The 26,447-nt window shown below is 73.0% G+C and carries 21 protein-coding genes and 1 other RNA gene; 18 read left to right on the forward strand and 4 right to left on the reverse strand.

Annotated elements, in window-relative coordinates:
* Window positions 1–287: 287 nt before the first annotated feature.
* On the reverse strand, window positions 288–3,512 hold the full coding sequence (locus OOJ98_RS02385; RefSeq protein WP_267052933.1) for an FtsK/SpoIIIE domain-containing protein: 3,225 nt from the start codon (window positions 3,510–3,512) through the stop codon (window positions 288–290).
* Window positions 3,513–3,907: 395 nt separating this feature from the next.
* On the opposite strand from OOJ98_RS02385, the gene OOJ98_RS02390 reads away from it, so the two are divergent.
* From OOJ98_RS02390 to OOJ98_RS02405, 4 genes are all read left to right on the forward strand, one after another.
* Window positions 3,908–5,599 (forward strand): serine/threonine-protein kinase, encoded by a 1,692-nt coding sequence (locus OOJ98_RS02390; RefSeq protein ID WP_267052934.1) that lies wholly within the window; start codon window positions 3,908–3,910, stop codon window positions 5,597–5,599.
* 153 nt (window positions 5,600–5,752) lie between these two features.
* Window positions 5,753–6,997: a serine/threonine-protein kinase gene (locus tag OOJ98_RS02395; protein ID WP_267052935.1), complete on the forward strand. Its 1,245-nt coding sequence runs from the start codon at window positions 5,753–5,755 to the stop codon at window positions 6,995–6,997.
* Window positions 6,998–7,057: 60 nt separating this feature from the next.
* On the forward strand, window positions 7,058–8,164 hold the full coding sequence (gene prfB / locus OOJ98_RS02400) for a peptide chain release factor 2 (protein WP_267052936.1): 1,107 nt from the start codon (window positions 7,058–7,060) through the stop codon (window positions 8,162–8,164).
* A 438-nt stretch (window positions 8,165–8,602) separates the two neighbouring features.
* On the forward strand, window positions 8,603–9,499 hold the full coding sequence (locus OOJ98_RS02405) for a hypothetical protein (RefSeq protein ID WP_267052937.1): 897 nt from the start codon (window positions 8,603–8,605) through the stop codon (window positions 9,497–9,499).
* A 98-nt stretch (window positions 9,500–9,597) separates the two neighbouring features.
* Here the strand turns inward: OOJ98_RS02405 and OOJ98_RS02410 are convergent, their stop codons facing one another.
* Entirely contained in the window at window positions 9,598–9,789 is a 192-nt protein-coding gene (locus OOJ98_RS02410; RefSeq protein ID WP_267052938.1) for a hypothetical protein, read from the reverse strand.
* Between the two features lie 289 nt (window positions 9,790–10,078).
* Between OOJ98_RS02410 and ftsE the strand changes: the two genes are divergently transcribed.
* The 5 genes from ftsE (at window position 10,079) to ssrA (ending at window position 14,067) form a co-directional block, all read left to right on the forward strand.
* The gene (gene ftsE, locus OOJ98_RS02415; protein ID WP_267052939.1) at window positions 10,079–10,768 is read left to right on the forward strand and encodes a cell division ATP-binding protein FtsE; all 690 of its coding nucleotides are present in this window, start codon (window positions 10,079–10,081) and stop codon (window positions 10,766–10,768) included.
* 46 nt (window positions 10,769–10,814) lie between these two features.
* Complete coding sequence (ftsX, locus tag OOJ98_RS02420) at window positions 10,815–11,732, forward strand: permease-like cell division protein FtsX (protein ID WP_267052940.1); 918 nt, start codon at window positions 10,815–10,817, stop codon at window positions 11,730–11,732.
* A gap of 79 nt (window positions 11,733–11,811) precedes the next feature.
* Window positions 11,812–13,008 (forward strand): S41 family peptidase, encoded by a 1,197-nt coding sequence (locus OOJ98_RS02425; protein ID WP_267052941.1) that lies wholly within the window; start codon window positions 11,812–11,814, stop codon window positions 13,006–13,008.
* A 34-nt stretch (window positions 13,009–13,042) separates the two neighbouring features.
* Complete coding sequence (smpB, locus tag OOJ98_RS02430; RefSeq protein ID WP_267052942.1) at window positions 13,043–13,555, forward strand: SsrA-binding protein SmpB; 513 nt, start codon at window positions 13,043–13,045, stop codon at window positions 13,553–13,555.
* Window positions 13,556–13,697: 142 nt separating this feature from the next.
* Window positions 13,698–14,067: a transfer-messenger RNA gene (ssrA, locus tag OOJ98_RS02435) on the forward strand.
* 146 nt (window positions 14,068–14,213) lie between these two features.
* On the opposite strand, the gene OOJ98_RS02440 is transcribed toward ssrA, so the two are convergent.
* Window positions 14,214–14,633, reverse strand: coding sequence for a hypothetical protein (locus OOJ98_RS02440; protein WP_267052943.1), 420 nt, complete (start codon window positions 14,631–14,633; stop codon window positions 14,214–14,216).
* Window positions 14,634–14,687: 54 nt separating this feature from the next.
* The gene (locus OOJ98_RS02445) at window positions 14,688–15,926 is read right to left on the reverse strand and encodes an MFS transporter (RefSeq protein ID WP_267052944.1); all 1,239 of its coding nucleotides are present in this window, start codon (window positions 15,924–15,926) and stop codon (window positions 14,688–14,690) included.
* A gap of 101 nt (window positions 15,927–16,027) precedes the next feature.
* Here OOJ98_RS02445 and OOJ98_RS02450 point away from each other — a divergent pair, with 101 nt between their 5' ends.
* The 9 genes from OOJ98_RS02450 to OOJ98_RS02490 all read left to right on the forward strand — a co-directional run bounded on the left by OOJ98_RS02450 (window position 16,028) and on the right by OOJ98_RS02490 (window position 26,310).
* Entirely contained in the window at window positions 16,028–17,092 is a 1,065-nt protein-coding gene (locus OOJ98_RS02450) for a LysR family transcriptional regulator (protein ID WP_323177875.1), read from the forward strand.
* A gap of 99 nt (window positions 17,093–17,191) precedes the next feature.
* Complete coding sequence (locus OOJ98_RS02455; RefSeq protein ID WP_267052946.1) at window positions 17,192–17,962, forward strand: hypothetical protein; 771 nt, start codon at window positions 17,192–17,194, stop codon at window positions 17,960–17,962.
* A 304-nt stretch (window positions 17,963–18,266) separates the two neighbouring features.
* Window positions 18,267–20,369 (forward strand): bifunctional polysaccharide deacetylase/glycosyltransferase family 2 protein, encoded by a 2,103-nt coding sequence (locus OOJ98_RS02460; protein WP_267055479.1) that lies wholly within the window; start codon window positions 18,267–18,269, stop codon window positions 20,367–20,369.
* Complete coding sequence (locus tag OOJ98_RS02465; protein ID WP_267052947.1) at window positions 20,366–21,523, forward strand: acyltransferase; 1,158 nt, start codon at window positions 20,366–20,368, stop codon at window positions 21,521–21,523. Before OOJ98_RS02460 ends, OOJ98_RS02465 begins: the two co-directional genes overlap by 4 nt.
* Before the next feature lie 143 nt (window positions 21,524–21,666).
* Entirely contained in the window at window positions 21,667–23,004 is a 1,338-nt protein-coding gene (locus OOJ98_RS02470) for a NarK/NasA family nitrate transporter (RefSeq protein ID WP_267055480.1), read from the forward strand.
* Between the two features lie 103 nt (window positions 23,005–23,107).
* The gene (locus OOJ98_RS02475; RefSeq protein ID WP_267052948.1) at window positions 23,108–24,268 is read left to right on the forward strand and encodes a uroporphyrinogen-III synthase; all 1,161 of its coding nucleotides are present in this window, start codon (window positions 23,108–23,110) and stop codon (window positions 24,266–24,268) included.
* Between the two features lie 40 nt (window positions 24,269–24,308).
* On the forward strand, window positions 24,309–24,869 hold the full coding sequence (locus tag OOJ98_RS02480) for an ABATE domain-containing protein (protein WP_267052949.1): 561 nt from the start codon (window positions 24,309–24,311) through the stop codon (window positions 24,867–24,869).
* A 101-nt stretch (window positions 24,870–24,970) separates the two neighbouring features.
* On the forward strand, window positions 24,971–25,558 hold the full coding sequence (locus OOJ98_RS02485; protein WP_267055481.1) for a sigma-70 family RNA polymerase sigma factor: 588 nt from the start codon (window positions 24,971–24,973) through the stop codon (window positions 25,556–25,558).
* On the forward strand, window positions 25,555–26,310 hold the full coding sequence (locus tag OOJ98_RS02490) for an anti-sigma factor (protein WP_267052950.1): 756 nt from the start codon (window positions 25,555–25,557) through the stop codon (window positions 26,308–26,310). The genes OOJ98_RS02485 and OOJ98_RS02490 overlap by 4 nt, the downstream gene beginning before the upstream one ends.
* Window positions 26,311–26,447 lie beyond the last annotated feature (137 nt).

Raw genomic sequence — 26,447 nt, forward strand, 5'->3', positions numbered from 1 at the left:
GTGCTGCGTGTGCCGGTGCGTGTCGTGGTGCGGCCTGTGCGAGTGGTGCGCATGCGTGCCCCGTCTCTCCCGTGCGCGTACGAACCGCCGCGCCCGGTGACGCAGGCGCCGCCGCTCTCGTCCCGTGCGACAGTCCTACGCCGGGTGCGGGGGCGCCGCAATACCGCCTTCGCCGTCACCCTGATGATCGTGATGGGCTTGTGACGTTGGGTGATGCGGGATGTCCCAACTACGCTCCTTTACTGACGTGTTGATCACCGCGGCGCGCCGCGGTGGAGCGCTCGCCCTCAGGTCAGCGGCGCCACGGGCAGCGCGTTGACCAAGGACGCCGCACGGTCGAGGGCGCTCGCGAGGAGGGCGAGATCGGTCGGGCCGTTGCCGAGCTCGCGGACCGGACGGCGAGCCGGCGGGTCGCCCATCCGCTCCCACTCCAGGACCACGACCGTCGGCCGCTGTGTCGCGGTGCGCGGTATCCGCCCGGTGACCCGGCCGCCCTGGAACGGAACGGACACTCCGTCCGCCTGGTGGAGCCGGCCGCGCCCGGGGGAGGGCTCGTCGGGCGAGGGGGTGGCGGGCGGCGCGTCGAGCACCACCCGGTGCCGGGCGCCGCGCGCGAGCTCCGTCTCCGCGGTGCGGTCGGGCCGGGCCGAGGCCGCCACGAGGTGCACCCCGAGCCGCTCGCCGTCCCTGGCCACCGCTTCGAGGGCGCGCACCACCGACCCCGCGGCCGGCCGGCCGGGGCTGCCGAGGGCGGGCGCGACGAGCGCGTCGAGATCGTCGACCAGGACCACCAGGCGGGGCAGCGTGGGGCCTTCGTCGGTGCGGCTGCGCGCGACCGGGCGCAGCCGGAGGGTGCTGCTGCCCGGCGGGTCGAGATCGCCGCGGCTCTCCGCGGGCGGCGCCTGCCGCTGCCCCACGAGGCGCCCCGCGACCTCGCGCCGGCTCTGCCACTCGGCGAAACCGAGCCCGCCGAGCAGCTCGGCCCGGCTCTTCAGCTCGGCCCCGAGGGCCTGGGCGAACTCCCGCATCCTGACCGGATCGGAGGCGACCAAGTGGGTGGACACGTGCGGGAGTTCGGTACAGGGGCGCAGCCCCTCGCCGCGGTCGCCGCCCGCGCCGTCGACCAGGATCATGCCGAGCCGGTCGGGCCGCGCGCCGGCCGCGAGCGAGGCGGCGACGGCCCGCAGCAGCTCCGTACGCCCGCTGCCGGGCGGCCCTTCGATCAGGAGGTGGGGGCCGTCGGACGCGAGGTCCACGCCGACCGGGCCGCGCGGCCCGGTGCCGAGCACGACCGCCCCGTCGGGCGCCGACTCCCAACGGGCCATCAGGGAGGCGGGGGTGGCCCGCGCGAGCCCCAGCTCGTCGAGGAGGCGCGAGGTCGCGGGCAGTGAGGAGGCGATGCGGCCGGCCGACGACGCCGAGCCGTCGACGGTACGCAGCGGGGCCAGCGCCCGCGCGAACCGCTCGGCCCAGGGCCGCGACACCGCGTCGACCGTCGCCACCGTGCCGTGCCCCGCGGGGCGGCCGCCGGCGATGCGGACCAGCCGCAGGGCGGTGGCGACATCGCCGCTCAGCAGGGCGACCGCCCCGCACTCCCGGAAGGCGAGCGAGGCCGCGCACGCCGTCTCGTACGTGGCGTCGACGGGGGACGCGGGGGACGCGGCCGGGGTGTCGGCCAGGCACAGCAGGTGGATGCCGGCGGCTGCGCCGGCCGAGGCGAGCCGCGCGGTGGTCTCGCGCAGCGGCGCCGAGCCGGGGTCGCCGTCCACCACGACCACCGTGAACGGGCCGGTGTGGCGCGCGGCCGCGTCGGCCACCGCCGCCCGGTCCGCCGAGGCCCAGCCCGGCCCGAGCGGTCCCGCGTCGAGCCGTCTGACCAGCTCGGCGGTGCGGGCCGTCGCCTGGTCGCGGTCGTAGGCGAGGAGCAGCCGGCAGTCCTGGCCGTGGGCGGGGCGCACCTGGGGGAGCCGGCCGAGCCACTCCCACTCGGCGGTACGCGCCTGGAGGCCGCGCGCCCGGTCGGTGCTGATGAGGACGATCTCCAGGGTGGCCGGCGCGTGCAGCGCGGCGAGCTGGGCGATCACCGAGCGGGCCAGGCCGGCCAGGCGCTCGCGGGGCCCCGCGAGGCCCAGTGAGCCCGCCTCGCGCAGCCCCACGGTGACCGGCACGGCCGCCAGCTCGCCCCGGTCGGCGGTGCCGACCCGGACGGCGAGGGCCTCCGGATGGCCGGGCTCGCGCTCCCACAGGCGGGGGCCGGGGCCGAGCGCGGTGAGGAGCAGCGCGGCCGGGTCGGGCCAGCTCTCCGGCGCGGGCTCGGGGGCGCGGCGCGGTGGCTCCTCGGGCGCCGGCTCGGGCAGGGGCTCGCCGCGGCCGCCGGTCAGCCGCCGCGCCCAGGCCCCTATCCCGCCCCGCCTGCGGCCCGCGTCGCTCTGCTCGGCGCTGGTGTCCTCTGCCTCGGGTGCCCGCGGCGGAACGCCCTCGGGCAGGCGGGTGCCGCGCATCGGGGTGCCCTGGCGCCGGCCGGCCCGCGCCTCGCTCCCCTCGTCCTCGCCGTCGTACCCGTGTCCCCGGGGCGCCCCGGGTGCGTGGCCGCGGTCGCCGTAGGCGCTCTCGTACGGCTCCTCGTACCGGTCCTCGTGCGGGCCGGTACCCCAGGAAGCGGCGCGGGCGGCGGGCGCGGGGCGCGGGTCCGTACCGGAAGAAGGGCGCGAATCCGTGCCCGAAGGGAGAAGGGCGCCGTGGGTGGACGAAGCGCCGTGGGGTGGGGTCGTGCCGAACGCGTACGAGGCGTCGCCCGGCGCACGGGCGCCCGACTGGGCTGCCGCGCCCGCCTGTTGGGCGCCCAGGTGCGGGGCCGCCGGGGCCGGGGTGATCCGCAGATGGCCCTCGCCGTCCGGCGTGGTCGCCAGCGACGGCTCCGTGTCGGGGCCGCCCGGTGCCAGGCGCAGAGCGGACTCGCCGATCCGCAGCAGCGCCCCGGGGGCGAGCCGCACCGGCCGTGCGCCGATCTCCCTGCCGTCGACCCGGGTGCCGTTGGTCGAGTCGAGGTCGGCCACGCTCACGCCGCCGTCCTCGCCGACCGTCACCGTGCAGTGCCGGCGCGACACGTCGGGATCGTCGAGCGCGACATCGGACTCGGTGGAGCGGCCGATCGTGATCCGGCCGCCGTGCAGGAGGTGGACGCCGCCCGCGTCGGGCCCCGCCACCACATGGAGCCGGGCCGGGGCCGGCCCGTCGTGGGCCGGCTCGTCCTGTGCGGGGGCCCCGAGCGACAGCACCGCGCCGTCGACCAGCGGCGGCTCGCCCAGCACGCGGCGCTGGGCGTCGAGCCGCTCGCCGCCCGCGTACAGCACCACGGAGGCGCCCGAGACCTCGGCGCCGGAGGCGGCCGAGGCCAGGCCGGAGGCGACGGCCGCGAGTGCCGTCCCCGCCGGGGCGGTGACGAGCACGTCGCAGGCGCGCGCCACAGCGTGGCCGCTGCGCGGCGCGAGGACGGTCAGCCGGATCTGCATCGCCTCGGCGGTCCCTTCTGCGCGGGGGTGCCAAGAAGGGGGAGCAGCCCTGTGATTCCCCCCACCCGGCACACAATTCGTGCTGGGGGCATCCTCGCACCTGCCACTGACAACACGCCCGTCGCCCACCTCGAATTGATCTTGATTGGTCGGCTCGCGACGCAAATGTGGACGGAAAAGTGGCTGGTTGCGACCGAGTGGGGCATTCGCAAGGGATGCCGGGCACGACCGTTCGGCAACCTTCTGTGCGAATGCCGCGTCTTCCCGGAGAAGCATGAGAAGACGGTGAACAACCTGGTGGCGCCGGAGCCACGACCCGTCGCCGCCCTCGGGAGCGGCACTAGAGTGGGCCGGAAACCCACAGCAATCGACGCGAGCAGCAGGGAGCGCATGACGTGCGGCCGGTAGGCAGTAAATACCTGCTTGAGGAGCCGCTCGGACGCGGCGCCACGGGCACCGTCTGGCGGGCCCGCCAGCGAGAGACCGCCGGCTCCGAGGCATCCGTCGCGGGCGAGCCGGGCGAGACCGTGGCGATCAAGGTCCTCAAGGAGGAGCTCGCCAACGACGCGGATGTGGTGATGCGCTTCCTGCGGGAGCGCTCCGTGCTGCTGCGGCTGCGCCACGACAACATCGTGCGCACCCGCGACCTGGTGGTCGAGGGCGATCTGCTCGCTCTGGTCATGGACCTGATCGACGGCCCGGACCTGCACCGCTACCTCCGGGAGAACGGCCCGCTCACCCCGGTCGCCGCCTCGCTGCTCACCGCGCAGATCGCCGACGCGCTCGCCGCGAGCCACGCCGACGGCGTGGTCCACCGCGACCTGAAGCCCGCCAACGTCCTGCTCGACGAGCGCGACGGCGTGATGCGCCCGATGCTCACCGACTTCGGCATCGCCCGCCTCGCCGACTCCCCGGGCCTGACCCGCACGCACGAGTTCGTGGGCACCCCCGCCTATGTGGCACCCGAGTCCGCCGAGGGCCGCCCGCAGACCTCCGCCGTCGACATCTACGGCGCCGGAATCCTGCTGTACGAGCTGGTCACGGGCCGTCCGCCGTTCGCCGGCGGCACCGCGCTCGAAGTGCTGCACCGGCACCTCAGCGAGGAGCCCCGCAGGCCCACCACCGTGCCGGCGCCGCTGTGGACGGTCATCGAGCGCTGCCTCAGCAAGGACCCGGACCGGCGCCCGAGCGCCGAGAACCTGGCGCGCGGGCTGCGCGTCGTCGCCTCCGGCATCGGGGTGCACTCCACCCCGGCCCAGGTCGAGGCCGCCGACGGCGTGGGCGCGCTCCTCGCGCCCGACCCGGCGCCCGCCCCCGTCCCGGACGCGCCGGGCGCCGCCGACCCGACCCAGGTCCTCCCGACCAACGCGGGCTCCTACGACCCGGCCGCGCGCACCTCGGTGCTGCCCCAGACCGGCCAGGGCCCCCACGCCGACCCGACGGCCGTGCTGCCGCCGGTGCCGCCGGGGCAGCCCTCCCCGCAGGACCCGCACCCCTGGCAGTCCCAGCTCCAGGCGGCGCGCGACCGCAACGAGCAGACCCAGGTCGGCTACCTCTCGCCCGACCAGGACCCGCTGCGCCGCCGCCCGCACCGCCAGCAGCAGCCCCCGCAGGGCTACGACCAGCAGGGCCAGCAGGGCTACGGTCAGCAGGGCCAGCAGGGCTACAACCAGCAGGGCCGGCAGCAGGGCTACGGTCAGCAGCGCCCGCCGCAGGGCCGGCAGCGCCCGCCCCAGCACCAGCAGTACGCCCCGCCGCCGCAGCCCTACCAGCAGCCGCAGCAGCCCGCGCCGCAGCGGCAGCAGTACGCGCCTCCCCAGCAGCCCCAGCAGCCGCAGGCCCCGGCGCGCGAGCCGAGGGAGCCGCGCCGGCGCAGCCCCAACCGGATGCGCATCCCCGGCCTCGGCTGCCTCAAGGGCTGTCTGTTCACGTTCGTGCTGCTCTTCGTGGCCGGCTGGCTGATCTGGGAGCTGACGCCGCTCCAGGACTGGGTCGCCCAGGGCAAGAGCTACTGGCAGGCGATCGGTGACGGGATTTCGACGGTATCCGGCTGGATCAAGAGCATCGGCGACTCGACAGGCCAGTGATCACCGGCCCGTGCCCGGCCGGAGAACACCCCGGCCGGGACACGACTTCATGGATTTGTCGACTTCCAGAGGGTGATTTCGGCGCCGGAAGTGAAGGTTGGCGTCCCGGCCGCGTAGCCTCAGCGTGCACAGCCAGCCGCTGAGGGAGCAGTCTTGGCACGGAATATCGGCAGCCGGTACACCGCCCACCAGATCCTGGGCCGGGGGAGCGCCGGCACGGTGTGGCTCGGCGAGGGGCCCGAGGGCCCCGTCGCCATCAAGCTGCTGCGCGAAGACCTCGCGGCCGATCAGGAGCTGGTCGGACGCTTCGTCCAGGAGCGCACCGCCCTGCTCGGCCTCGACCACCCGCACGTCGTGGGCGTCCGCGACCTGGTGGTGGACGGCAACGACCTCGCCCTCGTCATGGACCTGATCCGGGGCACCGACGTCCGCACCCGCCTCGACCGCGAGCGCAGGCTCGCCCCCGAAGCGGCCGTGGCCATCGCGGCCGACGTGGCCGACGGGCTGGCCGCCGCCCACGCGGCGGGCATCGTGCACCGCGACGTCAAACCCGAGAACATCCTCCTGGACATGCAGGGCCCGCTCGGCCCCGGCGGCGCCCACCCCGCGCTGCTCACCGACTTCGGCGTCGCCAAGCTCATCGACACCCCGCGCCGCACCAAGGCGACCCGGATCATCGGCACCCCGGACTACCTGGCCCCCGAGATCGTCGAGGGCCTCCCGCCGCGCGCCGCCGTCGACATCTACGCCCTCGCGACCGTCCTGTACGAACTGCTCGCCGGCTTCACGCCGTTCGGCGGCGGCCACCCCGGCGCCGTCCTGCGCCGCCACGTGACCGAGACCGTGGTTCCGCTGCCCGGTATCCCCGACGAGCTGTGGCAGCTGATCGTCCAGTGCCTCGCCAAGGCCCCGGCCTCCCGCCTGCGCGCCTCCGAGCTGTCGGTCCGGCTGCGCGAACTGCTCCCCCTGATCGCGGGCATGCCCCCGCTCGACGTGGACGAGCCGGACGCGGAGGGCGCCGAGGACGAGGAGCCGTACGAGGACCCGTACCCGACCGCCCCCACCACCCCCCGTCGCGGCGCGGTCCCGCTGGTGCCCGGGGCGCCGCACGACTCCGCGAACCGCGACACCCACACCAGCATGCGGGTGCCCGCCCCCGACGAGCTGGCCGGCGGCCCCCTCGGCACCGCCCGCGCGCCGCGCTCCGCGGGCGCCCCCCGGCCCGGTTCCGCCCGGCACCGGGCCGAGCAGGTGCGCAAGCGCAGGCTGGTCCTGACGACGGCCGCGGTCGTGCTCGCCGCGGCGGTCGGCGTCGGCGGCTGGCTGGCCCTGAGCGACGACTCCGGCACCCAGTCCCCGCCGCAGGACACCGAGAACTCGGCGCCCGTCGTCCCCTAGCGGGCCCCGTCGGCCAGTGGGCCGGGGAACGCCGGAGCGCGCAGCCGTTACGCTGGACCCGTGGCAGTCGTCGATGTATCCGAAGAGCTGAAGTCCCTCTCCTCGACCATGGGGTCGATCGAGGCCGTCCTGGACCTCGACACGATGAGGGCAGATATTGCTGCGCTCGAAGAGCAGGCGGCCGCCCCGTCCCTCTGGGACGACCCCGAGGCGGCGCAGAAGATCACCAGCAAGCTCTCGCACCTCCAGGCGGAGCTGCGCAAGACCGAGGCCCTGCGCTCCCGGATCGACGACCTCGCGGTGCTCTTCGAGCTCGCCGAGGAGATGGACGACCCGGACACCCGCACCGAGGCCGAGACCGAGCTGCAGTCCGTGCGCAAGGCGCTGGACGAGATGGAGGTCCGCACCCTCCTCTCCGGCGAGTACGACTCCCGCGAGGCACTGGTCAACATCCGCGCCGAGGCCGGCGGCGTCGACGCCTCCGACTTCGCCGAGCGCCTCCAGCGCATGTACCTGCGCTGGGCCGAGCGCCACGGCTACAAGACCGAGGTGTACGAGACCTCGTACGCGGAAGAGGCCGGCATCAAGTCGACCACCTTCGTGGTCAGCGCGCCCTACGCCTACGGCACGCTCTCCGTGGAGCAGGGCACCCACCGCCTGGTGCGCATCTCGCCCTTCGACAACCAGGGCCGCCGCCAGACGTCCTTCGCGGGCGTCGAGGTACTGCCGGTCGTCGAGCAGTCCGACCACGTCGACATCGACGAGACCGAGCTGCGCATCGACGTGTACCGCGCCTCCGGCCCCGGCGGCCAGGGCGTCAACACCACCGACTCCGCGGTCCGCATCACGCACATCCCGACCGGCATCGTGGTGTCCTGCCAGAACGAGCGCTCCCAGATCCAGAACAAGGCGAGCGCCATGAACGTCCTCCAGGCCAAGCTCCTCGAGCGCCGCCGCCAGGAGGAGCAGGCGCTGATGGACTCGCTCAAGGGTGACGGCGGCAACTCCTGGGGCAACCAGATGCGTTCGTACGTCCTGCACCCGTACCAGATGGTGAAGGACCTGCGCACCGAGTTCGAGGTCGGCAACCCGCAGGCCGTGCTCGACGGCGAGATCGACGGCTTCCTGGAAGCGGGCATCCGCTGGCGCAAGCAGCAGGAGAAGTAGCCCGTTCGACCGCGTCCCTTACGCATCCGAAGGCGTCGGCCCCCTGTCGGGGACCGGCGCCTTCGCCGTGTGGGGGTCGTGTGCGCCTTCCGTGGCGGTTGTGCGGAGGGGGCCGGGTGAACGGGGGCGCCACCACCGGATTCGCTGGCGCAAGCGGCAATTGACCTGTTCGGCGCTTTGTCGACATCGCAACTCGCCCGTGGGGGGCGCCAGTTCGGGGTTTCTGTCACAGTCGTATTCCCGTACGCCCGGCAAGTGAGTTGATTTCGGACATTGCGTGCGCAACGACCTTGACGCCCTCTTTAAAACTGGCAAAGCTAACGCGCGGCATGCGTAACTCTGGGGCGCGTGTGACGCGGGAGGGCCTCATGGTCCGCCCGGTGTTGCCGCCCCGGGCGCTGCTCCATGACGAGATCGGCTACTGGGGGTAGCAAGCAGATGACCACGAACACGCGGGTCCGCTTCGCGCGGATCGCTGCCGGTGCGGTGATAGCCGCCGGCGCGTCCTTGACCGCGGCGGGGGCGGCCCAGGCCGTCGGCTCCGACGACAGCACCCCGCCCGCGATCAGCCTCGACGGCACGTGTGCCCCGACCGACCCCCTGTGCAGCACCACGGGCGGCTCGAACTCGGGCTCCACCACCGAGGGCTCCACGGGCTCGACGACGGACGGCTCGACGGGCTCCACCACGGCCGGCTCGACCGGTTCGACGACCGACGGCTCCACGGGCTCGACCACGGACGGCTCCACCGGCTCGACCACGGCCGGCTCGACCGGTTCCACCACGGACGGCTCCACGGGCTCGACCACGGCCGGCTCGACCGGTTCGACGACCGACGGTTCCACGGGTTCCACGACGGCGGGCTCCACCGGCTCGACCACCGCGGGCTCGACGGGTTCGACCACCGCCGGTTCGACGGGTTCGACCACCGCGGGTACCAGCGGCTCCACGACGGCCGGCTCCACCGGTTCGACGACCGGCGGCTCGACCGGCTCGACCTCGCAGGGCACCTCGGGCTCCGGCGGCTCGACCGGCACCTCGGGCTCCACCGGCTCGACCTCGCAGGGCACCTCGGGCTCGACCGGGTCCACCGGCACCACGGGCACGACCGGCACCACGGGGTCCACCACCGGCACCACCGGTGAGACGGGCACCGGCACCAACCCCGACACCGTCGGGTCGCAGCCCGTCGAGCAGGGGCAGCAGAAGGAGGAGCTGGCCGCCACCGGTGCGGGCGGGACCACCTTCCTGATCATCGGCGCCGCGACCATGATCGCGGGCGGCATCGGCTTCCGCTTCATGCCGCGCCTGGTCAACAGCCGCAACGTCGCGTAACCCTCGGCAGCCGTAGGCAGCGCCACGCAAGAGGGCCCCGGATGCGATCACGCACCCGGGGCCCTCTTCGCGTACGGCTACGACGTGAGGACCGCCGCTCAGACGGTCTGGTGGGCCAGCAGGGCCAGCGCTCCCACCAGCACGATCAGCAGCATCACCAGCATGGCCGGGCTCAGCGCCCCCCACTGGCTCTCCTGCTGGAGGCGCTCCCGGTTCGCCCGGCAGACGCGACAGCGGCCCTCACTCACGGGCGCCGCGCAGTTGGCGCACACCAATCGGTCATAGGTCATGCGCTCTCCTCCTCCCGCGCGGCGGAGCCGGCGCATACAGCAGTCAAACCGCTATCTCTCCGCTCAACGCTCAGGGAAACGCAACCGTTCCCCCTACCACTGTGCCAGCTCCCGCGCGTTTCGGCGCGCCCGTCCGGATTCACCCCGCGCCCCGGGCCCGGCACCGGACCCGGCACCGGGCCGGGGCTTCGGGGACATAAGGGGCATCCCCGGACGGGGCCTGCGCGGGCTCGTCCCGTTCGCGTAAGGTCACGCACACCTATACTCCCGGCCGACCCGTGGTGCACCCGTGATCCGATTCGACAACGTCTCCAAGACCTATCCCAAGCAGAACCGACCAGCCCTGCGGGATGTCTCCCTCGACATCGAGAAGGGCGAGTTCGTCTTCCTCGTCGGCTCGTCCGGTTCCGGGAAGTCGACCTTCCTGCGGCTCGTCCTGCGTGAAGAGCGTGCCAGCCAGGGGCAGGTGCACGTGCTCGGCAAGGACCTGGCCCGGCTCTCCAACTGGAAGGTGCCGCACATGCGGCGCCAACTGGGCACCGTATTCCAGGACTTCCGGCTGCTCCCCAACAAGACCGTCGCGGAGAACGTCGCGTTCGCCCAGGAGGTCATCGGCAAGCCGCGCGGCGAGATCCGCAAGGCCGTGCCGCAGGTCCTCGACCTGGTCGGGCTCGGCGGCAAGGAGGACCGCAGGCCCGGCGAGCTCTCCGGCGGTGAACAGCAGCGCGTGGCCATCGCCCGCGCCTTCGTCAACCGGCCCATGCTGCTGATCGCGGACGAGCCGACCGGCAACCTCGACCCGCAGACCTCCGTCGGCATCATGAAGCTGCTCGACCGGATTAACCGGACCGGCACGACCGTAATCATGGCGACCCACGACCAGAACATCGTCGACCAGATGCGCAAGCGCGTCATCGAGCTGGAGTCCGGCCGTCTCGTACGCGACCAGGCGCGCGGCGTCTACGGCTACCAGCACTGAGCGCCGTAGAGCACTCGTCGAGCACTGAAAGGCTGAAATCGTCGCCATGCGCGCCCAGTTCGTACTCTCGGAGATCGGGGTCGGTCTCCGCCGCAACCTGACCATGACGATCGCCGTCGTCGTGTCCGTGGCCCTCTCGCTCGCCCTGTTCGGCGGCACGCTGCTGATGCGGGACCAGGTCAACAGCATGAAGGACTACTGGTACGACAAGGTCAACGTCTCCCTCTTCCTCTGCAACAAGGCGGACGCCGAGACCGTCTCGCAGTGCGCCAAGGGCGCGGTGACGGCGCAGCAGAAGAAGGACATAGAGGCCGACCTCAAGAAGCTCGACATCGTGCAGAGCGTCCTCTACGAGTCGCAGGACGAGGCGTACAAGCACTACAAGGACCAGTACGGCTCCACGCCGATGGCCAGCTCCATCACCCCCGACCAGATGCCGGAGTCCTTCCGGGTCAAGCTCAAGGACCCGCAGAAGTACAAGGTGGTGGCGACCGCCTTCGCCGGCCGGGACGGCATCGAGTCGGTGCAGGACCAGCGCGGCACCCTGGACACCCTGTTCAAGATCCTCAACAGCATGAACGCGGCGGCCATCGTCGTCATGATCATCATGCTGACCGTGGCCGTGATGCTGATCGTGAACACCGTGCGGGTCTCGGCGTTCAGCCGCCGCCGCGAGACCGGCATCATGCGCCTGGTGGGAGCGTCCAGCTTCTACATCCAGGCCCCGTTCATCATGGAGGCCGCGTTCGCCGGGCTGCTCGGCGGCATCGGAGCGGCCGGACTCCTGGTCCTGGCGCGCTACTTCATAATCGATCACGGCATGTCGCTGGCGCAGAACCTGAGCCTCATCAAGTTCATCGGGTGGAACGAGGTGCTCGCCAAGATCCCCCTGGTGCTCGCCTCCAGCATCCTGCTGCCCGCAGCGGCCGCCTTCCTGGCCCTGCGCAAATACCTCAAGGTCTGACCCACGTGTGACGAACACCCCGGGCGCCGTAGGAGCAACACCCCCTACGGCGCCCGACCCGTGTCCTAGACTCGGCGCCATGCTCGGCCCGGACCTTTGTCCCAGGCCCCGCGGCGTGCGCCGCGGGGCTGCTCTGGCATTGGTCTTCGTGACCGTCCTCGCGACCGCCGCCGCCACCAACTGCCTGCCGAGCGCCGAGCGCAGGCCCACCGCGTTACCGGCCGGGACCGCCGCCCACGACCCGGACGCGCGGCAGGGGCACACCACCCGGGGCGGCGACCGCACCGCGGAGGACGTGACGCGCGCGGCGGCCGAGGCCGAGGCCGACGGGAAGTCCGGCACCCGGGCCGCCGAGGACGCGGTGGGGCGCAGCGGTGACCGCTGGGGCGCGGTGTACGACAAGGCGGAGTACGAGCAGTACGCGGACGCCCTCGAAGGCCGCTACACGGGTGTCGGCCTCTGGCTCGCCGTCACCGGTGACGGCAGGACCGAGGTGACCCGCGTCCAGGCCGGCGGCCCCGCCGCCCGCGCCGGCATCGAGCCGGGCGACGTCCTGCACAGCGTCGACCACTGGTCCGCGGACGGCCAGCCCGTCACGGAGGCCGTCGCCCGGCTGCGCGGGGACGCGGCCGGCAGCAAGGTCGTCGTCGGCCTGAGCCGGGGCTCGCGCAGCTGGACCCGGGCCCTGGACCGGGCGGTCCTCGGCACCCACGACGTGTCCGTCACCGCCCTCTCCGCCAAGGTCGTGATGATCAAGGTGGCCGCCTTCAGCAAGGGCTCCGGCGAGCAGGTGCGCACCGCGGTGCGCCGGGCCCCGAAGGGCGCCGGGGTCCTGCTCGACCTGCGGGGCAACAGCGGCGGCCTGGTCACCGAGGCCACCACGGCCGCCTCCGCCTTCCTCGACGGCGGTCTGGTCGCCACGTACGACGTGCACGGCCGCCAGCGCGCGCTGTACGCGCAGGGCGGCGGCGACGGCGCGCGGCCCCTGGTGGTGCTGATCGACGGCGGCACCATGAGCGCGGCCGAGCTGCTGACCGGCGCGCTCCAGGACCGCGGCCGCGCGGTCACCGTGGGCTCGCGCACCTTCGGCAAGGGCTCGGTCCAGATGCCGACCGGGCTCGCGGGCGGTTCGGTGGCCGAGCTGACCGTGGGCCACTACCGCACCCCGGCCGGCCACGGCCTCGACGGGTCGGGCATCACCCCGGACCTGCCCGTCACCGAGCACGCCCTCGAACACGCCGAGACGGTCCTGAGCGGCCTCGGCGGCGCGACGTAAACCGCTTGCGCCGGGGTGAGAAAATGGCCGCACTATGGCTAAGAACACGGGCAAGGACAAAGAGAAGGACAGCAAGCGCAAGATCGTCGCGCAGAACAAGAAGGCACGGCACGACTACCTCATCATCGACACCTACGAGTGCGGTCTCGTGCTCACGGGCACCGAGGTGAAGTCGCTGCGGCAGGGCCGGGCGTCGCTGGTCGACGGGTTCGTGCAGATCGACGGCGGCGAGGCGTGGCTGCACAACGTGCACGTGCCGGAGTACGCGCAGGGCGCGTGGACCAACCACAGCGCGCGGCGCAAGCGGAAGCTGCTGCTGCACCGGGTCGAGATCGACAAGCTGGAGTCGAAGTCGGGGGAGTCGGGTCACACGATCGTGCCCCTCGCGCTCTACTTCAAGGACGGCCGCGCCAAGATCGAGATCGCGCTCGCCAAGGGCAAGAAGGAGTACGACAAGCGGCAGACCCTGCGCGAGAAGCAGGACCGGCGCGAGACGGACCGGGTCATCTCGGCGGCCAAGCGCAAGGAGCGGGCCAGCCTGCGGTAGGACCCGTATCCGGCCCGTATCCGGCCCGCGTACCCGGACCGTGTCCGGCCCGCGCGGAATAGGCTGGCACCGTCGGGCGTTGGTCACGTACGATGGCACTGCACCTCAGCGAAGGTGTGGCACCACCTTGAAAACACCACATGGGGATGATCGGTTTCGACAGCGGATGTCGAAGCAGGGGAAGCGTGTCGAGGAAGCGGCAATGATCTCGTAAACCATATGTCGCAAACAATAATCGCCAACACCAAGCGCGATTCCTTCGCCCTCGCTGCCTAAGTAGCGACTTGCGAAGTGTCAGCCCGGGGCTGTTCCCGACCCGGATCCTGGCATCAGCTAGGGAACTAAACTTCTAGACCCGGTCACGGGGTCTGGAAGGAAATCAAACAGTGACTGGGCCCGTCGGCGACTTGTTCGCGTGATTGCCGGGGCCGAGAAAATCGCAGCGAACTGCACACGGAGAAGCCCTGTTTTTGCACCGTTGGACGCGGGTTCGATTCCCGCCATCTCCACCGTCGAGGAGAACCGGATTCATCCGGATCCCCTCGCCCCATGTAGGCAGAGGCCCGGTCGCTTTCGAGCGGCCGGGCCTTTGTCGTGTCCGCGGCCGGATCCCGGGCCGAGCCGCGGCGGGGCCGGACGGCCGGGTCGGACGGCCGGGTCAGACGGTCGGCTGTCCGGTCAGCATGCCGAGGAGCTGGTCCATCTCGTTGCGCCAGATGCGGTGCACGTTCATGCGGATCGGCTTCGGCTGGCCGGGCAGCTGGCAGCGGAACGAGCTCCACAGCGTGTTGCGCCGGACATCGCTGATCATCTGCAGCGCCTCGTTCGGCGGGATCGCCGTCACGAGCTCCTGCGGGCGGTTGCTCATCCGGCTCGCCCGGTGCAGCAGCACGGCCTGCTGGGTCACGGTGATGAAGTAATACGTCAGGAACGCCTGGCCTATGACGCCGATGAGGCTCATCAGCCACACGCTCGGGCCGGCTATCGCCTGGATCGTGACGATCGGGCGGTCCTGCGGATTGGCCTGCGCGATCGCCTCGGCGACCTGGCGCTGAATCGTCGACTTCTTCATGGCCATGGGGATCGGCCTTTCCTGACACAGGGTCATACTCAAGCGGAGGGGGACGCCCGCTCATCTGCGGGGCGGTGCAGCGTACCGCCCGCGTCCGACGGCGCCGACCACCAGGGCGAGGGACGCCGCGCAGAGCGGGACCAAGTAGCCCGTCCCCGCGCCGGCCCGCTCGACGACCTGCCCGCCGAGGGCCGATCCCGCGGCGATTCCGCCGAGGATCGCGGTGACGGCGAGGGTCATGCCCTCGTTCAACTGGCCCGGCGGGGTGAGCCGCTGGACCAGCGTCATGCCGGTGACCATGGTGGGCGCGGTGGCCGCGCCCGCGCAGAGCAGGGCCGCCGCGAGCAGGGGCAGCGAGCCGCCCGCCCGCGCCGCGAGCAGGGGCAGGCACATCAGGACGCTCATCGCCCCGACGCACAGGACGAGCCGCCCCGGCACGCTCCGCGCGGGGCGCACCGTGCCGTAGACGAGCCCGGCGGCGCAGGACCCGGCCGCCTGGAGTGCGAGCACCGCGCCCGCGGCGGAGCGGTGGCCGAGCCCGTCGGCGTACGCGATCGTCGCGATCTCCAGGGCGCCGAACACCGCGCCGGTGGCGAGGAAGACGGCGAGCAGGGCCGTGAACCCCCGTGTTCGTACAGGAGAGTTGGAGGCGCTCGTACGCGGCGAGGCGGGCGGCTCGGTCGAGCGCTGGGCGGCGAAGAGCAGCACGCCCGTCATCAGCAGGACGGCGCCGACGAGGGTGCCGGCCTCGGGGAACAGGGCCGAGCACAGGAACGCGGCGACGACCGGGCCGATCATGAAGCACAGCTCGTCGGCGGCCTGCTCGAAGGAGTTGGCGGTGTGCAGTGCGGCCGCGTCCCGCGGTGAGGGGCCCCGGTGCAGATGGGCCCAGCGGGCGCGGGACATGCCGCCGGTGTTGGGGGTGGTGGCGGTCGCGGCGTAGGCGACGAACAGGGTCCAGTCGGGGGCGTCGAAGCGGACGCACAGGAGCAGGGCGAGCGAGCCGAGCACCGCGATCGCCGTGGCCGGCACGGCGACCCGGGCCTGGCCGTGCCGGTCGACGAGCCGGGCCGTCCAGGGGGCGACGAGCGCGGTGGCGGCGAGCCCGGTCGCGGTGACCGCGCCGGCCAGTGCGTACGAGCCGCGCGCCCCCGCGATCATGAGCACGGCGCTGACGCCGAACATGCCCATGGGGAGCCGGGCGATGAGGTTGGCCAGGGTGAAGGCGCGGGCGCCGGGGGTGCGGAAGAGACGTATGTAGGGGTTGGAGCGGCGGGAGAGCGGGGGTGTTCGCGGCATGCGCCGATCCTTGCCGGGGCTGCGCGCGGCGGTCCAACACCTGATCGGAGCCGATTCACGCACTCTTGTTGTCAACGCGTCCGATGCGGTTGACTGCGCCGGTGCCCCGCGATGCCGACCCCCGCCTGCTGCGCTCCTTCGTCGCCGTCGCCGAGGAGCTGCACTTCACCCGCGCCGCGGCCCGGCTCTTCGTGGCCCAGCAGGCCCTGAGCCGCGATGTGCGGCGCCTGGAACGGGAGTTGGGCGCCGAGCTCCTCGTCCGCACCACCCGCGCCGTGGCGCTCACCCCGGACGGGGAGCGGCTGCTGCCGTACGCCCGCCGGGTGCTCGCCGCCCACGACGAGCTGCGCGACGCGTGGCCGGCCCAGGGCAGCGAGCGGCCGCTCCTGGTCGACGTGTCGGCGCCCGTCGGCACCGGCGCGCGGGTCCTCGCGGCGGCCCGCGCCGAGGCCCCCGGGGCCGAGTTCGTGGCCCGCTACATCAGCGGGCTCACCGGCGCCGCCGCCGAGATCCTCGCCGGGCGGCTCGACGTCTCCTTCGGCCGGGTGGCCGGGCTCGACCCCGCCGTCCGCGCCGCGCTGTGCCACCAGCCGGTGCGCTTCGAGCGGATGGCGGTGCTGCTCGACGCGGAGCACCGGCTCGCGTCCCTGGCCGAGGTGCCCCTGGCGGCGCTGGCCGGCGAGACGCTGTACGTGGCGGCGGGCAATCCGGCCACCCTCGAATGGACCGACCTGGCGGAGCGGCTCTTCGCGGGGCGCGGCATCGCGGCGGCCGCGCCGTTCCCGGAGATCGCGGGCGAGGAGGAGTTCGTCCGGGTGGTGCGCAAGCGGGGCTGGTCGGTCCTCGCCAGCACCGAGTTCATGGAGGTGCCCGGCATGGTGGTGCGTCCGCTGACCTCGCCCGTGCCGCTCGCGCCGGTCTCGATGGTGTGGCGCAAGGGGCTCGCGCACCCCGGAGTCCGCGTCCTGCGGCGGGTCGCGGAGCGCTGCGCGGCCACGCACGGATGGCTGACGAGGCCGCCCGGCAGCTGGCTTCCCGAGCCCGACTTGTCCCTGATGGCGGCTGATGCCCCGGATGCGGGTCGGCCAAGTCGAACATCACGCGATACGTGGACACATGTCCACAGCAGCGTGCGCTACATTCAACGCCCGGGTGCGGCGGGATAGTGGGGGCGCGAGGAACGGGTGGGGTTTTCCCCGTTCCGGATGTGGCGTCCGGGAGTCGTGCGCGCAACCCGCGGAACACATCAGGGAGTGCGTACGAACATGGACAGTCGGATACAGAGCGGGCCGGGCGGTCAGGCCCGCACCGGCCGCGCGGCCAAGGAACACCCTCAGCACGACGCAACGATGCAACTGGGCGTCTTCGCCGAGCAGTTGATCAAGCCCGGTACCACGGAGCGGGCGACGGACCGGCCGACGACCGGGCGTGAGCCGGCGGACCGGACCGTGAGGACCGAGACCCTGGACCGGATGGTCGCGTCCGAGCGGACCGAGCGGACCGAGCCCGCGCCCGAGCCGGTGGAGCGCTCCGCGACGCAGAAGATCCCCATCTTCCGGCCGCTCGCCGCCATCCCGAGCCAGCGGGGCCACGACCGCCCCGTGTTCGTCGACGCGAGCGGACGCCGCGGCAAGAAGGTGCGCTGGCTCGGCTGGGCCTTCGGGCTCGCCGCCATCGCCTTCGCCGTGGCGCTCGTCGGCTCGCTGCTCGGCGGCAGCGCCAGCGCCCCCGGCCTGACCATCCCCGACGACAAGACCGACGCCGTGACGGCCCCGCCGAAGGCGACCGCCTCGCAGGCCGCCGAGGCCCCGCAGCCCAAGGCGTCCGCGAAGAAGATCGTGGCCCCCACGCACAGCGTCCCCAAGGCGCCGTCGTCCAAGGCCTCCAAGGCCTCGGCGCCCGCCAGGGCCCCGCACGGCGCGACCCCCGTCACCGGGCACAGCCCCGTGAACACCAAGGCCTCCCCGCCCGTCGGCTCCTCCACCAAGCCGACCGGCCACACCGTCTCCCCCTCCGGCGGCAAGACCGGCGCCTGAGCCCCGCCGCCCCGGCCCGCCCGCGGCGGCCGGAACCGCACGCGCCGCCGGCCCCTCCCGGCGCACCCCGCCCACGCCGGCCCCTCCCGCGCGTGAACACCACCGGCACCGCCGGCTCCCGAGCAACGCCGGCCCGACCGGCGACTGACACCGTCCCGAAGGCCCGCCCGCAGCGGTCCGGACCGGCGGCCCTCTGCACCAACCCCGTACGGCCCCCACGGCGTACCGGCCCGAAGGCGTAACGACACCTGCCATGAGAACCACCCAGGCCAAGCCGCGGCCGACGCGGCGCAAGCGGCTGCCCATGCGGTACCTGCTGCCGCTCCTGCTCCTCGTCGCGCTCGTCGCGATGCTCATGCTGCGCGGCTATGTGCACAGCGAGATCTCCGCGGACCACCGCGTGCGCGACCCCGCGCCCACCGACAAGGTGCCGGACAAGATCATCGACGGTGGCCCGGTCATCGACGCGCGCGACCCCGGCAAGCCGGTCAGCCTGCAGATCCCGGACCACAAGATCGTCATCACCTTCGACGACGGCCCGGACCCGACCTGGACGCCGAAGGTCCTGGACGAGCTGAAGAAGTACCACGCGCACGCCGTCTTCTTCGTCACCGGCACCAACGCCTCGCGCTACCCGGACCTCATCAAGCGGATGGTCGCCGAGGGCCACGAGGTGGGGCTGCACACCTTCAACCACCCCGACCTGTCCTACCAGTCGAAGTCACGCATCGACCGCGAGCTCTCCGAGAACCAGCTCGCCCTCGCGGGCGCCGCAGGCGTGCACAGCTCGCTCTTCCGGCCGCCGTACTCCTCCTTCGCCGACGCCATGGACAACGACACCTGGCCGGTCGTCCAGTACGTCGGGAGCAAGGGCTACGTCGTGGCGCTCGACTCCACCGACAGTGAGGACTGGCAGCGGCCCGGCGTCAAGAAGATCATCCACAACGCGACCCCGGAGGACGACAAGGGCGCCATCGTGCTGATGCACGACTTCGGCGGCGACCGCTCGCAGACCGTGGCCGCGCTCGACAAGTTCCTGCCGGACATGCAGGAGTCGGGGTACACCTTCGTCAACCTCACCACCGCGCTCGGCGCGCCCAGCGCGCTGACCCCGGTCACCGGCATGGACCTGTGGAAGGGCCAGGCGTTCGTCGGCGCCGTACAGGTCGCCGAGCACACCACCGACTTCCTCGTCGTGGGCCTCGCCATCGTCGGCGTGCTGGTCTTCGCCCGCTTCGGCCTGATGCTGGTGCTCTCCTTCGTACACGCCCGCAAGGTGCGCAAGAAGGACTTCCGGTGGGGGGCGCCGGTCACCGAACCGGTGTCGGTGCTCGTGCCCGCGTACAACGAACGCGAATGCATCGCCAACACCGTCCGCTCGCTCATGGCCAGCGACCATCCGATCGAAGTGATCGTGATCGACGACGGGTCGAGCGACGGCACCGCCGACATCGTCGAGGCGCTCGGCTACCCCAATGTGCGCGTGGTGCGCCAGGAGAACGCCGGCAAGCCCGCCGCCCTCAACAACGGCATCGCGCACGCCCGGTACGAACTCGTCGTGATGATGGACGGCGACACCGTCTTCGAGCCGTCGACCGTACGCGAACTCGTGCAGCCCTTCGGCAACCTGCGCGTCGGCGCCGTGGCCGGCAACGCCAAGGTCGGCAACCGCAACTCGCTCATCGGCGCCTGGCAGCACATCGAGTACGTGATGGGCTTCAACCTCGACCGCCGCATGTACGACCTGCTGGGCATCATGCCCACCATCCCCGGCGCGGTCGGCGCCTTCCGCCGCCAAGCCCTTGAGCGGGTCGGCGGCATGAGCGAGGACACCCTCGCCGAGGACACCGACATCACCATGGCCATCCACCGCGACGGCTGGCGCGTCGTCTACTCCGAGAACGCGCGCGCCTGGACCGAGGCCCCCGAGTCCGTCCAGCAGCTGTGGTCGCAGCGCTACCGGTGGTCGTACGGCACCATGCAGGCGATCTGGAAGCACCGCGGTGCCATCAAGGACCGCGGCGCATCCGGCCGCTTCGGCCGCGTCGGCCTCCCGCTCGTCGCCCTGTTCATGGTCGTGGCGCCGCTGCTCGCACCGCTCATCGACATCTTCCTGCTCTACGGGATCGTCTTCGGCAAGACCGAGCAGACCATCGTGGCCTGGCTCGTCGTCCTCGCGATCCAGGGGGTGTGCGCGGCGTACGCCTTCCGGCTCGACAAGGAACGCCTCACCCACCTGCTCTCCCTGCCGCTCCAGCAGGTCCTGTACCGGCAGTTGATGTACGTCGTGCTGCTCCAGTCCTGGATCACCGCGGTCACCGGCGGCCGGCTGCGCTGGCAGAAGCTGCGCCGCACCGGCGTCGTCGAGGCCCCCGGCAACCCGGCCGAGCGGAAGGCCGCCCGATGAGCTCGTACGTGGAGGTGCCGGACACGGTGGCGACGCCGCCCGCCCCGGCACCCCGGGCGCCCGTGCGCGATAGGTACTTCGACTTCCTGCGCGCCCTCGCCCTGTTCCGGGTGGTGCTCTACCACCTGATGGGCTGGGCCTGGCTGCCGATCGCCTTCCCGTCCATGGGCGTGATGTTCGCGCTCGCCGGCAACCTGATGGCCCGCTCCCTCAAGAGGCCCGCCGTCCAGGTCGTCCGCGGCCGGATGCGCCGCCTGCTGCCGCCGATGTGGCTGCTCGGCGCGGTCGGCGTCACCGGCATGCTCGCCCAGGGCTGGGGCCCCGACTCCGAGGGGCACCCCGCCTGGTGGTGGGGGCACCTGCTGTTCTGGGTGGTCCCGCTCAGCGATCCGCCGTACGCGGCCGGCCTGCCCGGCATCCACCACGTCCTCGGCGACGACTGGGGCGCCAACCTTGCCGAACCGCTCTGGTACCTGCGCGCGTACCTGTGGTTCGTGCTGCTCTCGCCGCTCTTCAGGGCGATGCTCCGCCGCGCCGCATGGCCGACCGTCCTCGCGCCGGTCGCGCTCTCCGCGCTCCTGGAATTCGTCGACCTCGGCCTGCCCGAACGCATCGACTCCGCGGTCACCGACTTAGCCACCTTCGGCGCCTGCTGGATCCTCGGCATGGCCCACCAGGCGGGCGTGCTGCGGAAGGTGCCGAACTACCTGGTGCCCTCGCTCGCCCCCATCGTCATGGCCGTCGGCTACTGGTGGGCGGTGCACGGCGGATACTCCCTGTTCGGCTCCACCGAGCTCGACTCGATCCCGCTCGCGCAGACCCTGTGGTCGCTCGGCGCGGTGCTCCTGCTGCTCCACATCAGCCCCTCGTGGGCCCAGTGGCCGGCCCCGCTGCGCCGCTGGGACCGGCTGATCACCCTGCTCAACTCCCGTGCCGTCACGGTCTACCTGTGGCACAACCTGTGCATCCTGGTCGCCGCCACCGTCTGGGACGACCTCTGGAGCATCGACGCGCTCGCGGGCTGGGGGAAGTTCCTCAACAGCTCGTGGCCGGTGCTCCTGGTGACCTGGCTCCTCGTCGGCCTGTGCGTGCTGTGCTTCGGCTGGGTCGAGGACGTGGCGGCCAAGCGCCGCCCCCGGCTCTGGCCCGTCTGACCCGGGGCGCGGGCGGCGGTCTCACCGCCGCCGCCCGCACCGCGTGAAGACACGGTTGCACCCCGGTCACCGGGCGGCACGCGGCCGAAACCCGCCCTCCCTACGGTCGCTCCCACCAGTGGCGGACCGACCGTGGAGGCATGATGACCGGCCGTTGGATCGAACGGTGGGAGCCGGAGGACGACACCTTCTGGCGCGAGGGCGGCGCCCGCGTCGCCCGGCGCAACCTGTACCTCTCCGTGTTCTGCGAACACATCGGCTTCTCCGTCTGGAGCCTGTGGTCGGTCATGGTCCTGTTCATGGGCCCGGCCTACGGAGTGGACCCCGCCGGCAAGTTCTTCCTGATCTCGCTGGCGACCCTCGTGGGCGCCCTCGCCCGCATCCCCTACACCTTCGCCGTCGCCCGCTTCGGCGGCCGCAACTGGAGCGTCTTCAGCTCCCTGCTGCTCCTGGTCCCGGCCGGCGCCGCCTGGCTCGCGATGGAGCCCGGCACCTCGTACGGCACCTTCCTGCTCGTCGCGGCTCTCGCCGGTGTCGGCGGCGGCAACTTCGCCTCCTCGATGACCAACATCAACGCCTTCTTCCCGCTGCGCGAGAAGGGCTGGGCGCTCGGCCTCAACGCGGGCGGCGGCAACATCGGCGTACCCGTCGTGCAACTCGTCGGGCTGCTCGTCATCGCGACCGCCGGCGCCGCCCACCCGCGCGTCGTGCTCGCCGTCTACCTGCCGCTCATCGTGGCCGCGGGCCTCGCCGCCGCCCTCGGGATGGACAACCTCGCCCCGGTGCGCAACGACACCGGCGCCGTCACCGCGGCGCTGCGCGAGCCGCACACCTGGCTCATGGCCTTCCTCTACCTCGGCACGTTCGGGTCGTTCATCGGCTACAGCTTCGCCTTCGGCCTGGTGCTCCAGACCCAGTTCGGCCGCACCCCGCTCCAGGCCGCCTCGCTCACCTTCATCGGGCCGCTGCTCGGCTCCCTGATCCGGCCCCTCGGCGGCCGTCTCGCCGACCAGTACGGCGGCGCCCGCATCACGCTCGGCGCCTTCGCCGCGATGGCCGCCGCGACCGGCGTCGTCCTGTACGCCTCCGTCCACACCTCGCTGCCCGTCTTCCTCACCGGGTTCATCGCCCTGTTCGCGCTCAGCGGGCTCGGCAACGGCTCCACGTACAAGATGATCCCCGCCATCTTCCAGGCGCAGGCGCACGCCCGCGGGCTCGCCGGGGAGGCCGCGGCGGCCCACGGGCGGCGCCTGTCGGGGGCGGCCATGGGTCTGGTCGGAGCGGTCGGCGGGCTCGGTGGGCTCGCCGTCAACCTCGCCTTCCGCCAGTCCTTCCAGAGCTCCGGCACCGGCACCGCCGCCTTCACCGCCTTCCTCGGCTGCTACGCCGTGTGCTCCGCGGTGACCTGGGCGGTATACGTCCGCAGGCCCGCACACACCCCCGCCCGCGCCGAATCAGCGCCCGCCGGAGCGAACGTGTGATCCTGGTCGGCGGGGCCGGACGTAACAGCGGGGAAACCGGGGCGAACCCCGCACGTCACGCCCCGTTGGCAGGCTCGGCCGTCACCGCACCACCGGGAGAGTCATGACCGCAGCACCCCAAGCGGCCGCACCCCACGGGCCGCTCGCCGGGTTCACCGTCGGGGTCACCGCCGCCCGCCGCGCCGACGAACTCACGGCGCTGCTCACGCGCCGCGGCGCCTCCGTGCTGCACGCACCCGCGCTGCGCATCGTGCCGCTCGCCGACGACAGCGAACTCCTCGCCACCACACGGGAGTTGATCGCCCGCGCGCCCGACACGGTGGTGGCGACCACCGCCATCGGGTTCCGCGGCTGGATCGAGGCCGCCGACGGCTGGGGGATGGGCGACGCCCTCCTCGGCACCCTCAAGGGCGTCGAACTCCTCGCCCGCGGGCCCAAGGTCAAGGGCGCGGTGCGCGCGGCGGGGCTCACCGAACGCTGGTCGCCCTCCTCCGAGTCGATGGCTGAGGTCCTCGACCGGCTGCTCGCCGAGGGCGTCGCGGGCCGGCGCATCGCGCTCCAGCTGCACGGGGAACCGCTGCCCGGCTTCGTGGAGTCGCTGCGCGCCGGCGGCGCGGAGGTCGTCGGGGTGCCGGTGTACCGGTGGATGCCGCCGCAGGACATGGCCCCCCTCGATCGGCTCCTGGACGCGGCCGTGACGCGCGGCCTCGACGCCGTGACCTTCACCAGCGCCCCCGCCGCGCTCTCCCTCCTGAACCGGGCCGGGGAACGCGGCCTGCTCGACGCGCTGCTGCTCGCCCTGCGCGACGACGTGCTGCCCGCCTGTGTCGGCCCCGTCACCGCCCTCCCGCTCCAGTCCCGCGGCGTGCCCACGTACGCCCCCGAACGCTTCCGCCTCGGCCCTCTCGTCCAGCTCCTGTGCACCGAACTGCCCTCCCGTGCAGCGGTGTTGGCCATCGCGGGGCACCGCGTCGAGATCCGCGGCCACGCCGTCGTCGTCGACGGGGAACCCCGCCCGGTCCCGCCGGCCGGCATGGCGCTGCTGCGCGCCCTGGCCCGCCGCCCCGGCTGGGTGGTGTCCCGCGCCGACCTGCTGCGCGCCCTGCCGGGCTCGGGCACCGACGAACACGCCGTCGAGACGGCAATGGCGCGATTGCGCACGGCACTTGGCGCGCCGCGCGTCGTCCAGACCGTCGTCAAACGCGGCTACCGGCTGGCGCTCGACCCGGGGGGTTCCGAGGGCGGTGCCCGAGGGGCACTCTAGGGGGAGCACTCACCGGTAACCCCTAGGCGGTGACAGGCGCATGGTGCGGTTCGAATCGGGGCGGCTCTGTCTTGATCTGCTGGCGACCGGCGCGTACGAGGGCGAACAGCTCTGCGGTGCGGCCCAGTTGGACCAGTGGCTGCTCGACGCCGGACTCCTGCCGTGCGCCGCACCGCGCGCTGCGGCACGCGACGACTGGCCCGGCCGCTTCGTCGAACTGCGCCGCTGCGTAGGCGCGTTGGTCCACGCCGAGCTGGGCGCGCGGGTCGACGGCGCCCCGGCCGCGCTCGACCGGGTCAACGCCCTGGCGGCCGTCCCGCCCCCCGGCGTACGCGCCGTCAGGGGCCCCGACGGCAGGCTCGCCCGCGCCCCGGAGGGCGCCCCCGAGTGCGGCGCGCTGCTCGCCGCCATCGCCCGGGACGCCCTCGACCTGCTGACCGACCCCACGGCCCGGACCCTGCTGCGCCAGTGCGAGGGCGACTCCTGCCGGCTGCTCTACCTCGACACCTCGCGCGGGCGCCGGCGCCGCTGGTGTTCGAGCGAGGCGTGCGGCAACCGCGAGCGGGTGGCCCGGCACCGGCGGCGCGTCGCCGCGCTCTGACGGGACCGCGGGGCGGCCCGCCGAGAAAATCGCCGCTGTTTTGAATGGTTCCGGACAACCGTCCGTATGGAGAGACGTACCGGCTCGCGGTCGCGCGCCGGATGGTCTCGACCTGGAGGTGCCGGTTGCGCAAGGATGCCGCCGTGGCCGATGACCGTCCGCGCGGCGCCCGACACCGCTCCGTGCCCGACGAGGAGCTGATGCGGGCGCTGTACCGCGAGCACGCGGGGCCGCTGCTCGGGTACGTCATGCGTCTCGTGGCCGGCGACCGCCAGCGGGCCGAGGACGTCGTGCAGGAGACGCTCATCCGTGCCTGGAAGAACGCCGGTCAGCTCAACAGGGCCACCGGTTCGGTCCGCCCCTGGCTGGTGACGGTCGCGCGTCGCATCGTCATCGACGGCCACCGCAGCCGGCAGGCCCGGCCGCAGGAGGTCGATCCGTCGCCGCTGGAGGTCATGCCCGCGGAGGACGAGATCGACAAGGCGTTGTGGCTGATGACCCTCTCCGATGCGCTCGACGACCTCACCCCGGCCCACCGGGAGGCCCTCGTCGAGACGTACTTCAAGGGACGTACGGTCAATGAGGCGGCCCAGGTGCTCGGCGTGCCCAGCGGGACCGTGCGGTCCCGGGTGTTCTACGCCCTGCGCTCGATGAAGCTCGCACTGGAGGAACGGGGGGTGACGGCATGACCGGGGAGTACGCCGAGGGCTCGGTGCACGAGGCGGTCGGGGCGTACGCGCTCGGCATCCTCGACGACGCCGAGGCCACCGCCTTCGAGGCCCACCTCGCGGGGTGCGACTGGTGCGCCGCCGAACTGGACGCCCTGGCCGGCATGGAGCCGATGCTGGCCGCCCTCAAGGAGTTCCCGGGCCCCGCCGCCCAGCCGCTGCGGCCGGTGCCGCCCGGGGTGACCGAGACACTGATCAACGAGGTCGCCGCCCAGCGCGCCCGGCGCAGGCGCCGCACCACGTATCTGGTGGCGGCCGCGGCCGCGCTGATCATCGGCGGCCCGGCGGTCGCGGTGGTGGCGACGTCGTCGGGGAGCGGCACCCACCAGAGCGCCGAGGCCAACCCGACGAGCCCCGCCGAGGACGCCTTCGACCACATGGCGCGGAAGGTCTCCGCGACCGACCCCACGACGGGGACCACCGCCACCGTCGGCACCGAGGCCAAGGCGTGGGGCACCAACACCGTCCTGGAACTCAAGAACGCCAAGGGCCCGTTGAAGTGCAGCCTGATCGCCGTCGGCAAGAACGGCGACAAGGAGACCGTGACGTCCTGGGCGGTGCCGGCCTGGGGGTACGGCATCGCGGACAGCCCGCACGTGTCGGCGCGCCATCCGCTCTACGTGTACGGCGGCACCGCGATGAACCGCGACCAGATCGACCACTTCGAGGTCCGTACGTTCGACGGGAAGGCCCTGGTGGACGTGCCGGCGTAGGCCACCTGCCGGGACGGCCGTCCCGACATGCGGTGCCGCGCCGGATTGTGGCCTGACAAGGGGTCCCCCTTCGCGTACGGTTGACGGCTGCCCAATGCACGTCAGAAGGGGGCCTCGGTGGCCGCGCAGGATGCCGC

It is taken from the genome of Streptomyces sp. NBC_00083 (assembly GCF_026343295.1).
Classification (GTDB): domain Bacteria; phylum Actinomycetota; class Actinomycetes; order Streptomycetales; family Streptomycetaceae; genus Streptomyces.

Coding starts and splice junctions, on each gene's coding strand:
- OOJ98_RS02460 (WP_267055479.1), top strand. CDS start 18,267: ATGCGGTACCTGCTGCCGCTCCTGCTCCTCGTCGCGCTCGTCGCGATG.
- OOJ98_RS02480 (WP_267052949.1), top strand. CDS start 24,309: ATGGTGCGGTTCGAATCGGGGCGGCTCTGTCTTGATCTGCTGGCGACC.
- OOJ98_RS02385 (WP_267052933.1), bottom strand. CDS start 3,512: ATGCAGATCCGGCTGACCGTCCTCGCGCCGCGCAGCGGCCACGCTGTG.
- OOJ98_RS02410 (WP_267052938.1), bottom strand. CDS start 9,789: ATGACCTATGACCGATTGGTGTGCGCCAACTGCGCGGCGCCCGTGAGT.
- OOJ98_RS02445 (WP_267052944.1), bottom strand. CDS start 15,926: ATGCCGCGAACACCCCCGCTCTCCCGCCGCTCCAACCCCTACATACGT.
- OOJ98_RS02455 (WP_267052946.1), top strand. CDS start 17,192: ATGGACAGTCGGATACAGAGCGGGCCGGGCGGTCAGGCCCGCACCGGC.
- OOJ98_RS02465 (WP_267052947.1), top strand. CDS start 20,366: ATGAGCTCGTACGTGGAGGTGCCGGACACGGTGGCGACGCCGCCCGCC.
- smpB (WP_267052942.1), top strand. CDS start 13,043: ATGGCTAAGAACACGGGCAAGGACAAAGAGAAGGACAGCAAGCGCAAG.
- OOJ98_RS02485 (WP_267055481.1), top strand. CDS start 24,971: ATGGTCTCGACCTGGAGGTGCCGGTTGCGCAAGGATGCCGCCGTGGCC.
- OOJ98_RS02470 (WP_267055480.1), top strand. CDS start 21,667: ATGACCGGCCGTTGGATCGAACGGTGGGAGCCGGAGGACGACACCTTC.
- OOJ98_RS02425 (WP_267052941.1), top strand. CDS start 11,812: ATGCTCGGCCCGGACCTTTGTCCCAGGCCCCGCGGCGTGCGCCGCGGG.
- OOJ98_RS02440 (WP_267052943.1), bottom strand. CDS start 14,633: ATGGCCATGAAGAAGTCGACGATTCAGCGCCAGGTCGCCGAGGCGATC.
- OOJ98_RS02490 (WP_267052950.1), top strand. CDS start 25,555: ATGACCGGGGAGTACGCCGAGGGCTCGGTGCACGAGGCGGTCGGGGCG.
- OOJ98_RS02475 (WP_267052948.1), top strand. CDS start 23,108: ATGACCGCAGCACCCCAAGCGGCCGCACCCCACGGGCCGCTCGCCGGG.
- OOJ98_RS02405 (WP_267052937.1), top strand. CDS start 8,603: ATGACCACGAACACGCGGGTCCGCTTCGCGCGGATCGCTGCCGGTGCG.
- ftsX (WP_267052940.1), top strand. CDS start 10,815: ATGCGCGCCCAGTTCGTACTCTCGGAGATCGGGGTCGGTCTCCGCCGC.